Consider the following 12,363-nt stretch of genomic DNA (forward strand, 5'->3'; position numbering starts at 1 on the left):
CAGGAGGCAAAAAACGGAAAGAAAGTAGCGTAAAACTAAGCGCTACCCAAGAGTGCAGCAACACTCAAGGGCAGCTAACCACAACCGATATCAAGAGTATCAATTATGGCTAAGTTCAATGGTAAGCTAGAGCACCGCTCGTTCCAAGAAAAATTCTCCCCGCAAGGGAAACTAAGCGCAACTAAAAGCGACCTTCAACACCCCGTTGAAGCGAAAAAACCTTGTGACCCCGCAGTAAAACAAGCAATGGCCAACCGGCACCGAAACCCACAGATAGAAACCGACCCCGCGTATTTACGCGCCTTACACTGGTGGCGTTTTCGCATCGCCCTGGCGTTGTACACCGGAGCTTTTCCAAATTCGATGCGGCTAAAGCCGTGTTCTGTGAAATACGTGAGTTATAAACAGCTGTTACGCCTGTACAAAACGCGCGCGTTGTACCCGCGCAAAAAATAACAGCTCAATACTCATATACACAGAACACATTGCTTAGCCGCACATCTTGCCTGCGCCCGCAGGCAAGGTTTCTGATGCTTAATAATTTTTAAACAGAAAACGAATTTAAAAAGCGAGACACACCATGTACAAAAAAATCACCAACATAGACGACGAACTGCTGTTCACCCACGCCCACCAACGTGAACTGGAAAAACCCAACCCCGTATTACTGGACAGCATCGCCCGTGCCGAGCTGTACATCGCCAATACCTTCATCCATTTAAAACACGAAGCCATTCACGCACTCATGCTCAGCACCCGCAGTGTATTGATGGAAAGCAGACCGATTCTCACCGGAAAATTCTCACTCAAAGAACTCACTACCAATCTTCTCATCAGCCACATCATTCAAGCCAGTGCCACCCGGCTTATACTCATTCACCATAACCCGAAAGGAAACTTATCGATCAAAGACAAACACTTGCTGGAAGCTACAAGAATAAAAGACCGCTTATTGGAATACTCTATATGGCTAGACGACTTCTTCCTCATCACCAAGGCTGACTCCAATTCCAACCGAATGAACACCACCTCACTCGCAAGACTGGGTTTGGTGTAATCTCTTTTGTAGGAGCCTTCGGAGCAACGCGGAGAGGCGATATCTGTGTGCGTCGGGCTTTAGCCCGACATTGCTTAACCATATCGTTCGCCCAGAGCGCGTAGCAGTCGAAGGGGCTCTAAATATATAGGTCGGGCTTCAGCCCGATACATTAAAACCTCTGCCCAGTAGCCTTCGGCGCAATGCGGAGACGCACCGATCATGTTGGTTGGTCTTTAGGCCAACAATGGAATGTATTAGGAGCAGGCAGCCATGCAACCACCCCATGGTTCGCGCCTTCTCCCCAATGACAGGAAATCTTTGCCCAGTCATACTAAAAAACGCCACTTTCGCGCCAAAAAAGCCATTGCGCCGCATTTTCCGGAAAATGCCTGATTATCTGTGCGCGCGTCGCAAAACCCAGTCGATAACAGAATGTCCATTTCCCGTTTATTCAACTAGCCCCATGAATAGGGCGTTTCAGGCGCAGTAGTATTTAAAATACTTAGGCATGCGCTCATATGTAATGACAACCAAATTGACAAGGGTGTTTGAAGGCTGCAGTATGACTGGCGGAGAGCGATACTGTGGTTCTTTCAGCTAATTACATATGCGCTCAGGAGAAAATAGGCGGTAGCCTATGAAGAAACTGTTATGCATAAGGAATCACATGGAAATTTTGATTAATCCTTTCGGTGAACCTAGCAATGATTGGAGAGAGGAAGAAAGGAAAGCTAAACAATCTTTGTTACGCAGGCTTGAAGGAAACCCTGATGGAAATATCCCTGCGGAAGTAGCAATAAAGAATATTGGACGGGGTGCTGATTGGCATGTTCTTTCGCTAACAATCCTTTCAACTGCTACTGGTTTATTCTTCGTAATACCTGCTGCTCACAAGAAAGTAAGAGAATCGCTTGAGGAGTGGCGCAGAATTTATAACGAGTTTTCTAGGTTGTTAAGTTGGCTGGCGATCAACTCACCAATCTATTTCCCAGATCATTATCTATTCTTAGTAGCCCTACTTAATCTTGACGAAGATACCGAAGCTTCTGAATTAGAGTATCTTGGTTGCCATCCAATACCAGAAGACAACCCTAGTCTAGAAGGTCTAGAGGCATTGATCTTCAATTTTAAAGATGGTGATGTACTTGAAAGTATTGCAATTTCACGACAGGGAAACGTCATGTGGCACAATTCAACACCATTAGGTGCTGAAAGTGCATAATAATCACAGGCAATGGACGCGGAAAAGATCGCGCTAATGCTGTAAGCGTTATGTGTTTTGAAGAGGTCAAGGTTTTAATGGAATACCAAGCCGAGTGTAGTTGTGGGCAAGTTAAAGTTTCTATCCGCCTCCCTCAACCAATCGAGGAATATCAAGCCCGTGAATGCGACTGTGATTTTTGCGTCAGATATGGACTTGCCTATATTTCAGATGCAAATGGCACAATAAGCTTCGCCCCAATACAATCGATGAATCAACTTAAACAAGGTTCGGGGCAAGCTACATTCTGGCAATGCAGCCATTGCACAGACTTCGTTGCGGTAACACATGATTGTAATGGCGTAGAAAGAGGCGCTGTGGTTAAAGCACTTTTTGCTAATAAGCATAAACTCAAACCCTCTATAACAGTTAGCCCTAGGCAATTGCAACCTAAAGAAAAGCCTATTCGCTGGTCAGCAGTTTGGTCTAGGGTTGTTTTAGAGTAAGGTGTTACACATTACAAACAACTGTAGTCGTTCGCTGGCGCTCACTGGGACAATAACACGCAGGCTCAGTCGCTTCGCTCCAATTTTAGCCTGCGTGTTATTGCCCCTAAGTTGGGCGTAGTAGTACAACCTCATGAGTAAATGGCACATAGTTTATAATAAGGAATTAACTACTACTCCTATTAGCTTTTGGGTGCATGCGAACGTAGATAGCGATACTTGGCATGATGCAAGTAGCTACGACCCACCGTTCCCTAAACGCATTCCCATGAAGGGTTTCCCGTTGTTGGTAGTAGAAAATAAGGGATATTTACTGGAATTTGCCTCTGTATTTGAAGCGGAGCATTTTCTAGAAGTAATTGGGCAAAAAAAAATGCCTTCAACTAATGAACTATCTCGAATAAGGTCGGATGACTATGGTCCAAATAGACATTGGCTAAGTCGCTTACCGTCAAAGCTAAAACCTTGGGCTAAGAGGAAAAAACTTATTTCTGTAGTCGAGGCAGCATTGCAAGAATATAGGAAGGTTTGTCAGTAAAGTGCTACTAACAAACCTGTGAGCCGCAGGCCAGAAATTCTTGCTTAGCAAGCTGGCCTTGGACTCATTTTCGCTGGCGCTCAAAATCGCCGGTTACAGAATTGTTTTACTTCTAGTGAAGAGTTATGGAACCTTTAGACTTAAAAGAATATATATGTAAATTGCTTCGAGCTCATGAGGTACCTTTTCATACAGAAAATGAATGGATAGTCCCGTATGGCGAGCTTCCTGCTATTCGGTCTACTTGGTTTCAAAAAGAAACGAGTGGTGTATTTGAAGTAGAAGTTTTATTAGATGGTGGGCGTATTATAAATGAATGTTTTTCCGGGTTTGGTATCGGTAAAGAAGGTATCCTAAATGGCTTAGAAAATTTTTGTGTCAATTCTTTTCATGTTTTTCTATCCGCATTCTGGAAGAAACACAACCCCGAGCAAGTAGAAATAGAAAACTGGCCAATAAACGGGATAAATTATAAGGCATATATTGGTAACCTGGGAACCCGAGCCACCGAAGGTGTTGAAGCTTCAATTCCTGACGGGTTTTTCGAGGCTATAGAAAAATCGATTAAAGAAGAATCATTAGAATCTGAAGTATCTTGGTTTAGATTTTTCTTCGGCAGTGTGTCAGGTGAGTTTACTCTTGAAGCGTTAAAAGAAAACGAGGTCTGGGAAAAGGGTATTTCAATGTTAGGTGCTCAGTCGTGGGAAAAGCCAGAGGGCTATTATAGTGTTCGAAACTTTATAGTACTTCGTAAAGCATAACAAATTGCTCCATTTGACGCAGCGGTCTACGTTCCTTTTTGTGCATTCGCTGCGCTCATTGTTGCACAAAAATCCAGTACAACCGCCGCGCAAATGAACAACGCGGTAAATACCTAGAGGTAAGCATGGGAGGTAGTAAAAAGTACAAGGGTAAACTTTGTGTCTATTGTTGCAATGAAACTGCATCAACTGCTGACCATGTATTTCCGAGAGAGCTGTTCAAAATAGAAAAAAGAGATGGAATACCTAAAGTTCCTGCATGTAAAAGTTGCAACAATTCAAAGTCAAAGATTGAGCACTACCTAGCCTCAGTTTTGCCATTCGCAGGAAACCACGAGGATTCTGTAGAGACTCTATCGACAGAAGTACCTAAAAGGTTAAGGAAGAACCTTAAACTTCGTCGGGAGTTACAGAGTAAATATACTTATAAAAATATCCTCTATGAAGACGGTGATGTCGAAAATCGTATGCTAATCGAATTCGATTACGATGCTTTAGAACAGTTTATTCAGTACATAGGTAAAGCTTTGTTGTACTACCATTGGGATGTTTACCTGCCTTCTGACTATGATATTTTTGCGTTTTTGCCTGCGAAAGAAGGTATGGACTTCGTTAAGCAACTGTTTGGTCTAAGTTCTAATAAGAAAGTAACATATGCATTAGGGAATGATACAGTCAGGTACATAGGCACCATGAGCGAATCTGAGGACGGTTTATCCGTTTGGGCTATTCAAATATTTAATGGGCTTACTGTTTCAGATGGCAATGTACAGAACGTGGTTGAGCAGAGTTTCATGGTAGTAATTACTGGTCCAAAAAAAACCATTCAAGGGCTTAGGGAAACTTTCGGTACTTAACAAACTCAAGCACCGCCCGTTCCGGGCAATGGACAAAATATCGCTGGCGCTCAATTTTGCCGGTGTTGAAGAACGTTAAGCGACAAAAATGGCAGATTGGAAGTTAGCAATATCTTTTCTAATAGGTTTTCTTGGTCAGCCCCTCGGTTACATCATGGTCTGGGATACCGTCATGGATGGGCCCTGCAGTGGTGTATGGTCTCCAATTGCTTTTCATTGCCATTTAAACGTTGTCTTATGGTGTGTAGCTTGTCTTTTTTTACCAATACTAACGTTTCGAAATTTTAGGGTTGGTTTATGGGTTTGCGCAGGCTTTGGTGCTAGCGCTATTCTTATGGAGCTTTATGGTCATATTCTTGGTTATGGTACTTTCTATTTTGCAAGTAACTTTTACCGACCAGTTATCATGGAAATATGGACAGGTCTTTATAATTTTTTAGTAGTGTTCCTATTTATATTTGTTTGGGTGCTTAAAAAGGGGGCAAAGAATGTCTAACAAGACAATTTTGAGAAACTTCGTGAGCTGCCACCTTGTTTGCGAAAACACGCAAACAAGCCGCCATCTCACTACGCCGCGTAAATTGCGGCGCTATGCCCAGTAATAAGCGTACATAAAGCAATGGAACGATTAAACGACTATGCCAAGAAGTGCTCACACTTAAGAAAAGTGTGTCGAATAAAGTACACTGAGTGGGCTTGGTAGCGTTGCTATAGGCAATGACAGAAAGCCTAGAATTATCGTTAAAATTGTAATTTCTCCGGTAGGTCGAAGATCATCTCAGGAGGTTTAAATTTGTATAAACAAGTCGATAAATCAAAAGAGAATGAAAGCCAAGTCGTTTCTGCTATGGGCTCTCAAATCCAGAACGGTGGTGAGTCTTCTTTTCAGTTTATTGACAACAGACCTGAGGCTGTTGCTCAAAGCAAACTGCAAGAGATGGTGAATAATAGTTCAAAAATTTCACAGCTAAGTGCTTTTCAGGGCTTAGCCACCAATAGCCAAAAGGTGAAACAAACTGCTCAATTTAAATCCATAGATATTTCCAATACAAATAAAGTACAAAGTCAGTCAGCTGGTATTTACTCCAGCAAAGATCAGGATAGTAATGCCCAAATAGTCTTACAACCCAAATGGATTGATGATGGTGACATTCGTTTAAAATGGAGGCCTAAAATCAGCGGCTTCAATTGGTTCTTTGATCAAGGAATGAATAAGTTTATTTACACTTTAGATAGTCCTCACGGATTTGACGAGAACATTGTAAAGCATCAAAAAATACCGCTTTCGGAAGAAGAACTGGATCGATTAGGGTTTGATGAACTGGTTGGGCCAACTGTTGACACCAGTGTTGAACTTACTCCTTTTTCTGAAGGAGCATTCGAATCAGAACAAGCAAGAGCGAAAGCACATCAAGACTATCATGCAGCAAGAGAAAAAGGTGTTGAGCTCTGGATGGAATTGCAAACTGCACTTTCTAAACCGAGTGATACTTCCGCATTAGACCAAAGGTTTGAAGATCATTACTTTACTGATATGGACAGCAGTGAATTTGGTGGCCAGTTTAAAGAGCAAGACTTAAATGATGACCAGTATGTTGCTTGGAGCTGGGGATACCTCGATCCTTCCGAAAAACCCAAACCGCAAGGAGACGATGAAGAGCAAGATGCATACGATGAAAGAGTTGGAGGTCAAGGCAAGGCTCAGTATGAAAATTACTTTGACTTAGGTGAGAATGGCGAGATTGTAGCAGAATCTAACTGGCGAGACGCTGATATAAAATCTGGAGCTAAAGGAAAGTCTATTCCAAATAACATTATGTTGTGGAAACAATATGAGCGTGCTGCAAAAGACAGAGAATCAAGAGGAGGAGGTTCAGAAGCCTCAGCTTATGAAAACCTTAAATTAATTACTAGGCATAATATTGCCAATTCGGAAACCATTAATACAGTTAAAATGGCTTATGGGGCACATGCCCAATGGGACAAATCTGTTGTTCAATTTTTACCCGGCAGTGAACAGTTTTTTGCCATTCTTGGAACACCAAATTGTAAGAGTATCGTTCGTATGTTGAACGAAAGAGTATTAAAACTAAACAAGACTATTGAAGGAGTGGAAGTAATACCAGGCGATATTGGAAGTGTTAGCATTAAAATCTATTTGAAAGACTATCACTAACTCTCTTAATTATATATTTAAGTAATTAGGGCAAGAGAAAAATTAATTAGTTATATGCTGCCCATAACGAAACTAAGAAACCATTGAAACACCTTTTAGTTCAATTGTTACGAAGCTAAAAATAAACATTAAAATTTGAGTCAGACGACTCAAAAACTGGGTGTTTCGTGTGTGTCGAATACCACTGGCCGCACGCTGTTACAATGATCGGTTGAAATGTGGCGTTAGTTACCCTAAGGAAGGATTATGTCGTTTGACTTTCTGCTGACAAAATTTTCAAATTTATACGAATTAGCAGTTTTAGGTTCAACTAGTGAGAGTGGCGCTGAGGATTACTTAGTAAACCTGATAACGAGATGTAGAAAGTCAAATGTTCCTTTTGTTGCTCAAGTGAAATTGAACCGGAAATTCAAATGTGAAGTATGTGGCTTTGAGTGTGGAGACTCTATTTTCCATTTTGAAAATCCAGCTATTCCAAACGAAAGAAATGAAAAGCACTATTTGTGGGGCAACCCCGTTGGTATTTGGACCCAAGTCGAACTTAAGGAAGTTCACTTAGCGCTTGCTCACGGAATTGAGCCTAGTTCGGAGCTACTTAATGTTGTGCAAAGTGTCGACGACTAACAATAAGTACCAACACCGTCCCGTAAGATACGCTGTCGCGGAGAGCTACGATTCACTATCCTTTAAGGCAGTACAACGAGGTTATGTGTAGAGATATGAAGAAGATCTTACCAATAACTTTTGCAATATTTATGTATGGTTGCAGTGGTGTGGAGCAGCCCATGGAACCCATATCCAAAGATGGTCGTTATTCCGTTGCAACTTATAAAACTGAAAATGGCATCATTTTGTTAACAATTAAGGAAAACGGAGGGAAAATTCAATCCATAAACACGGGAGCGTCTGTCTACCAAAAGTTTGCAGTTGGTTGGTTCAAAGAAGAAGCAACATTGGTGCTCTATTCAAGTGATATTGGTGTTCTAGCCTGGTCTGCTAAATCAAATTTCAAGTCTGAGTTGGGCGGCGCAAAATATACGACCTACGGTAACGAACTTTATGAAGCTAAATACGGAAAGAAACACTTAACAAGCGAACGTGATCAATAACTAAAACGCCAATGCCCATAGTGCAGCACCATAAAGATTGCCGTTGATATGTTTACAAGTTTCAGCGCTCAAATAATCGGACTGGAAAATTATTGCCATTTTCAGCCTCAGTCATTCCGCCTTTGAGTGAAAGAACTTAACCATTTCTGATAAGCCCAGCCCCTCAATACCACCTCAAACTGTCGACTGATGCCATTGCTGGTGATAACCCTCTCACAAATTCCGACACGAGTTTCAAACGATAAGGTTTTCATAAGGTTTCAGGCGCTACGGTATGTCGGCAGGGTGGGGTATGTGCTCGCGCCCTCTCAAAGCCGCGTGCTTATTGGTCTAATCCTATGTGCGCGTTAATCGTTTGAAAGAGCAAAAGGAGAAGACTCGTGTTAAAACAAGTTCTCGTCACGGTGAGTTATGTAGCTGTATGTTTAACCACGGCGTGCATGCCGCAAGCAGACAACCTTAACCTGCTGGCGGAAGATCAAAACAGAACGATGATCGAGGATGATGGTTCCGTCATTCTTATGGCCGATGCGCTCACGGTGAAACGGGGCAGCGTCAGTAACCAGGGTTTGTCGGTTGTATCTGAACAGTCCATGTCCGGTACTCAGGATAACTGGAATGATTATCTCGAATTATCGCCAGACTCAACCCGGTTTATTGGGGACTTCACCTTCACGCTCCCGGCGGAAATTCTTTTCTCCGATGTCGAGTCCTTAGCGATCCACACCAACGCCATTGGCGAAGCTAAGTCGGAGCAGCGTTGGCTGTTCAGAATACGGGATCATCTCAACAGTCGTTGGTTCACGGTGGGCGATAACACCGAAGCCGAAAGCTGGGTCTGGCAGGCGCAATCCTTATATATCTCGCTTCCTGCGGAACACTTTATTGATAACCAGAATCAAATTACCGTTCGCGTTCAGTCGAACAATGATTACGACGTGGGTAATCTGGATTATTTGGTGGTTGAAGCGGCGCTCACGACAGGTTCGGATACCGACCCGGGCGACGGTGATGATAGCGGCGACGGCAATGGCGATGGTAATACCCAAACCTGGTGGCAACCCAGTCCGGCGGATGCGTTAACCTGGCAATGGCAATTGCAAGGTAGCATCGACCACAGCTTCAATGTGGATGTTTACGACATCGATCTATTCGATACCAGTGCGGCAGAAATCGCTCAGTTAAAAGATGAAGGCCGGGTTGTCATCTGTTATTTCAGTGCGGGTACGTATGAAGGCTGGCGGGAAGATTGGCGACAATTTTTCAGTTTCATCACGGACGATTCCTACAACGGCAATAAGCCGCCTTTCGCGGGTAAAATGGATGACTGGGATGAGCGATGGCTGGACATTCGCCGCATCGATTTACTCGGCCCTATCATGAATGCGCGTTTAGACCTGGCCAAAGAAAAGGGGTGTGACGCTGTTGAGCCAGACAACATGGACGCTTGGACACCCGATAACGCAAGCGCTGTGAATCTATCGCCTGCACTGACTGGTGAGGACCAAATTCGCTATAACCAATGGTTGGCCGATGAAGCCCACGCACGTGGACTGTCTATCGGTTTGAAGAACGATGTCGACCAGTTGGATGCCTTAGTTGCTCATTACGATTGGGCACTGAATGAACAATGTTTCCAGTACAACGAATGCGAGGGCTATTCAGTGTTTACGCAGGCAAATAAGGCTGTATTCGGTGTTGAGTACCAAGGCGACATCAATACGATATGCACCAAGGCAGATCAGCTCTCGTTGTTCTGGATGAAGAAGAAGTTGTCCTTGCAGGCATGGCGTCAAGGCTGTGAAGACTATTAAGGGCATCTCTAGAAAGTCCTTCTGACTCTGGATTTAAGAATGGGCTTAAGGCGAGGCGAAAATTTGCAAACCTAGCGGGCTAAGTTAAGAATTTTCAACAATGCCATAAGTTCGTTCTTAACTCCCCGCAGGGCGCGGGCTAACAACGCACAACACATCGTTAAACACTTTGAAAAGGACTCGTCATTCCCTTCAGTGTTTGTCTCGTTTTGCACGTTGTTAGTACACGCGCAGAGATTGACGGACTTTTTAGAGATGCCCTTAAGTAAGGGTGCAGCGAAGGGTGTGCGCGTCCGTCAATGAAAAGCGAAGGGATAAGTTCATTAACTGGCTGGCTTCACTCACCAACGCTAAGCCTAAACCGACATGGTCCCGCTGATGGCGGGACTCTCCCTTTCGCCAAAATGGCTGAGTGAAGTGTTCTAAATCGTCCGGTTCTATGTTTTCTACCTTATTTTCAAGCGTGAAGACGAAACCATTTTCAGTTGATGCGAGTGCTATTCGAATGGTGGTGCCTCCGGGTGCGTAGGCTGTTGCATTGCTGATCAGATTCGAAAAAATTATGTGGCATAAGTCAGTATCGAGCATTCGCGTCAATGGAGGTGCAGATTCAAACAGGACCCGCTGATTTCTTTGTGAGATGAACGGCATGTATTGGTCGAGAACGGTTTGAATGAATTGCGGCATGTCGATGCTGACGTCGGTTAGTGGGGGGTGATGACGACCTGACTGGAAACGAGCCAGATGCAGCATGGCATTCACCATGTTTGCCATGGAATGGGAAAGCTGGTTCGCTTGCTGAACGGCGTCGCGCATGCGCTCGTTATTGTCGGGCGTCCGTAACGCCACATCGGTCACCAACCGTAATTCGGCCAACGGCGTTCGCAGTTCATGGGCGGCATCTGCGGTAAAGCGGCGCATGCGTTGAACAGACGCATCAATGCGGGCGAGCAACTGGTTGAGCGTAGTCACTACGGGTTGTATCTCGTCTGGCCAGTCATCCTCCGGTATGGATTCTTCAGTCGTCGCAATTTTCTCTATCTTGTTCGACATGAGCGCGAACGTTTTCATCCCTCGTGTCACGAGGTGATTAACAATGGCCCAACTCAACGCCACCAAGGTTAACCCGATGAGTGCAGTCCAGACGCCCAATTCAAATAATGCATTGTTTAATGAGTCCCGATCTCGCCCCACCATGAGCACGAGTGAGAAGTCCTGTATGTCGTCGGCAACCTCCAAGTCAGGTTGTTGTTCTGCCCAACCCCATTGGGCATCGATGGTTTGTATCACAACGCGGACGGTTTTTTCGCCGACAGTCATATTCGAGAACACCGGTTCTGATGTAACCGTTGGGGTGGGCAGCGGCCATTGCGAATCGGTGCTTTCTATAAACGGAGAGCGATCGATGACGTCTGTTAATTCAATATTCCACGCCTGAAAGTATCGGCTGCCTCCTGCGTTGTACTGGGTGGCAACGTCAAAGTCTAAGTCAATGTAGAAATCGCCATCCGGCCAGATTCGCGCAACACTGCTGATGCTCTGGAATTCCAGCAGTAAGTCTTCATCAAAGTTATGAACCAGAATAGCGCGATTCACCCAATAACTGGCAACACAAAACAGAGTTGTGAGTACGCTGATGCTGGCGACCACAGCCCAAGTGGTTTGCTGACGAATGGAGTAGCTCAAGAAAAATCCTATTGAATTTGGTAACCATGACCACGACGAGTCACGATTCGGGAGGGTTTTTTGGGTTGGTCGATTAATTTTCGCAAACTGGATATGGCAGAGTCGACGACATTGCTTTTCAGTTCAATCGCGTCATCGTAAATTTTCTGTTCAATCATCTCGCGTGAAACAACAGTGCCTTTATGCAGCATCAGGCACTCCAGCAAACAATATTCTCGCGGTGGAATACGCACAATGGTGTTGTCGATCCGCACTTCTTTGGTATTCAGATTCAGTGCAATGCCATTCAGTTCAATGATGTTGCTGGCAAAGCCAGCACGGCGGCGTAACAGTGCTTCGACGCGCGCCAGCAGCTCATCGAAATTAAATGGCTTCGTCAGGTAATCATTGGCGCCGGAACGCAGGCCGAGAACGCGGTCATCCACATCGTCCCGCGCGGTTAGCATCAACACCAGGCTGGAACGAGCGTTGTTGCGTAGCTGTTCCAGCAATTCAAAGCCGTTAAGCTGAGGCAACATGATGTCTAAGATGATGAGATCAAACTCGAACTCCAGCGCGGTCCACAAACCAACCTTGCCATCGGCGGCACCCTGTACCGAGTAACCGGCATCATTCAGTCCGTTGATTAAACTGCTCCGTAGAATGTCTGAATCTTCTATCACCAGTATTTGCATGT

General features: G+C 44.4%; 14 protein-coding genes. 12 read left to right on the forward strand and 2 right to left on the reverse strand.

Annotated elements, in window-relative coordinates; translation table 11 throughout:
- Window positions 1-105: 105 nt before the first annotated feature.
- The 12 genes from IYN85_RS01990 to IYN85_RS02045 all read left to right on the forward strand — a co-directional run bounded on the left by IYN85_RS01990 (window position 106) and on the right by IYN85_RS02045 (window position 10,001).
- The gene (locus tag IYN85_RS01990) at window positions 106-456 is read left to right on the forward strand and encodes a hypothetical protein (protein ID WP_196157175.1); all 351 of its coding nucleotides are present in this window, start codon (window positions 106-108) and stop codon (window positions 454-456) included.
- A gap of 124 nt (window positions 457-580) precedes the next feature.
- The gene (locus IYN85_RS01995) at window positions 581-1,057 is read left to right on the forward strand and encodes a JAB domain-containing protein (protein ID WP_196157176.1); all 477 of its coding nucleotides are present in this window, start codon (window positions 581-583) and stop codon (window positions 1,055-1,057) included.
- A 649-nt stretch (window positions 1,058-1,706) separates the two neighbouring features.
- Window positions 1,707-2,261, forward strand: a complete 555-nt coding sequence (locus IYN85_RS02000) for a hypothetical protein (protein WP_196157177.1) — start codon at window positions 1,707-1,709, stop codon at window positions 2,259-2,261.
- A 77-nt stretch (window positions 2,262-2,338) separates the two neighbouring features.
- A complete protein-coding gene (locus tag IYN85_RS02005) occupies window positions 2,339-2,746 on the forward strand; it encodes an aldehyde-activating protein (RefSeq protein WP_196157178.1) in 408 nt (135 codons plus the stop codon).
- A 133-nt stretch (window positions 2,747-2,879) separates the two neighbouring features.
- On the forward strand, window positions 2,880-3,284 hold the full coding sequence (locus tag IYN85_RS02010; protein WP_196157179.1) for a hypothetical protein: 405 nt from the start codon (window positions 2,880-2,882) through the stop codon (window positions 3,282-3,284).
- A gap of 125 nt (window positions 3,285-3,409) precedes the next feature.
- On the forward strand, window positions 3,410-4,045 hold the full coding sequence (locus IYN85_RS02015; protein WP_196157180.1) for a DUF6348 family protein: 636 nt from the start codon (window positions 3,410-3,412) through the stop codon (window positions 4,043-4,045).
- A 125-nt stretch (window positions 4,046-4,170) separates the two neighbouring features.
- A complete protein-coding gene (locus IYN85_RS02020) occupies window positions 4,171-4,902 on the forward strand; it encodes an HNH endonuclease (protein WP_196157181.1) in 732 nt (243 codons plus the stop codon).
- A gap of 88 nt (window positions 4,903-4,990) precedes the next feature.
- Complete coding sequence (locus IYN85_RS02025) at window positions 4,991-5,398, forward strand: hypothetical protein (RefSeq protein ID WP_196157182.1); 408 nt, start codon at window positions 4,991-4,993, stop codon at window positions 5,396-5,398.
- A gap of 297 nt (window positions 5,399-5,695) precedes the next feature.
- Complete coding sequence (locus IYN85_RS02030; protein WP_196157183.1) at window positions 5,696-7,078, forward strand: hypothetical protein; 1,383 nt, start codon at window positions 5,696-5,698, stop codon at window positions 7,076-7,078.
- Window positions 7,079-7,324: 246 nt separating this feature from the next.
- A complete protein-coding gene (locus tag IYN85_RS02035) occupies window positions 7,325-7,702 on the forward strand; it encodes a hypothetical protein (protein ID WP_196157184.1) in 378 nt (125 codons plus the stop codon).
- A 95-nt stretch (window positions 7,703-7,797) separates the two neighbouring features.
- The gene (locus IYN85_RS02040; RefSeq protein ID WP_196157185.1) at window positions 7,798-8,187 is read left to right on the forward strand and encodes a hypothetical protein; all 390 of its coding nucleotides are present in this window, start codon (window positions 7,798-7,800) and stop codon (window positions 8,185-8,187) included.
- Window positions 8,188-8,567: 380 nt separating this feature from the next.
- The gene (locus tag IYN85_RS02045; protein WP_196157186.1) at window positions 8,568-10,001 is read left to right on the forward strand and encodes an endo alpha-1,4 polygalactosaminidase; all 1,434 of its coding nucleotides are present in this window, start codon (window positions 8,568-8,570) and stop codon (window positions 9,999-10,001) included.
- A gap of 261 nt (window positions 10,002-10,262) precedes the next feature.
- Here IYN85_RS02045 and IYN85_RS02050 read toward each other — a convergent pair whose 3' ends face one another.
- A complete protein-coding gene (locus IYN85_RS02050) occupies window positions 10,263-11,687 on the reverse strand; it encodes a HAMP domain-containing sensor histidine kinase (protein ID WP_196157187.1) in 1,425 nt (474 codons plus the stop codon).
- A gap of 8 nt (window positions 11,688-11,695) precedes the next feature.
- Complete coding sequence (locus IYN85_RS02055) at window positions 11,696-12,361, reverse strand: response regulator transcription factor (protein ID WP_196157188.1); 666 nt, start codon at window positions 12,359-12,361, stop codon at window positions 11,696-11,698.
- Window positions 12,362-12,363: the final 2 nt, after the last annotated feature.

Source organism: Reinekea sp. G2M2-21 (assembly GCF_015687175.1).
In the GTDB taxonomy this organism is placed as follows: Bacteria; Pseudomonadota; Gammaproteobacteria; order Pseudomonadales; family Natronospirillaceae; genus Reinekea.

What these genes read in the sequence shown, in the direction of transcription:
- IYN85_RS01995 (WP_196157176.1), top strand. Translation starts at nt 581, where the DNA reads ATGTACAAAAAAATCACCAACATAGACGACGAACTGCTGTTCACCCAC.
- IYN85_RS02020 (WP_196157181.1), top strand. Translation starts at nt 4,171, where the DNA reads ATGGGAGGTAGTAAAAAGTACAAGGGTAAACTTTGTGTCTATTGTTGC.
- IYN85_RS02040 (WP_196157185.1), top strand. Translation starts at nt 7,798, where the DNA reads ATGAAGAAGATCTTACCAATAACTTTTGCAATATTTATGTATGGTTGC.
- IYN85_RS02015 (WP_196157180.1), top strand. Translation starts at nt 3,410, where the DNA reads ATGGAACCTTTAGACTTAAAAGAATATATATGTAAATTGCTTCGAGCT.
- IYN85_RS02055 (WP_196157188.1), bottom strand. Translation starts at nt 12,361, where the DNA reads ATGCAAATACTGGTGATAGAAGATTCAGACATTCTACGGAGCAGTTTA.
- IYN85_RS02010 (WP_196157179.1), top strand. Translation starts at nt 2,880, where the DNA reads ATGAGTAAATGGCACATAGTTTATAATAAGGAATTAACTACTACTCCT.
- IYN85_RS02005 (WP_196157178.1), top strand. Translation starts at nt 2,339, where the DNA reads ATGGAATACCAAGCCGAGTGTAGTTGTGGGCAAGTTAAAGTTTCTATC.
- IYN85_RS01990 (WP_196157175.1), top strand. Translation starts at nt 106, where the DNA reads ATGGCTAAGTTCAATGGTAAGCTAGAGCACCGCTCGTTCCAAGAAAAA.
- IYN85_RS02025 (WP_196157182.1), top strand. Translation starts at nt 4,991, where the DNA reads ATGGCAGATTGGAAGTTAGCAATATCTTTTCTAATAGGTTTTCTTGGT.
- IYN85_RS02035 (WP_196157184.1), top strand. Translation starts at nt 7,325, where the DNA reads ATGTCGTTTGACTTTCTGCTGACAAAATTTTCAAATTTATACGAATTA.
- IYN85_RS02000 (WP_196157177.1), top strand. Translation starts at nt 1,707, where the DNA reads ATGGAAATTTTGATTAATCCTTTCGGTGAACCTAGCAATGATTGGAGA.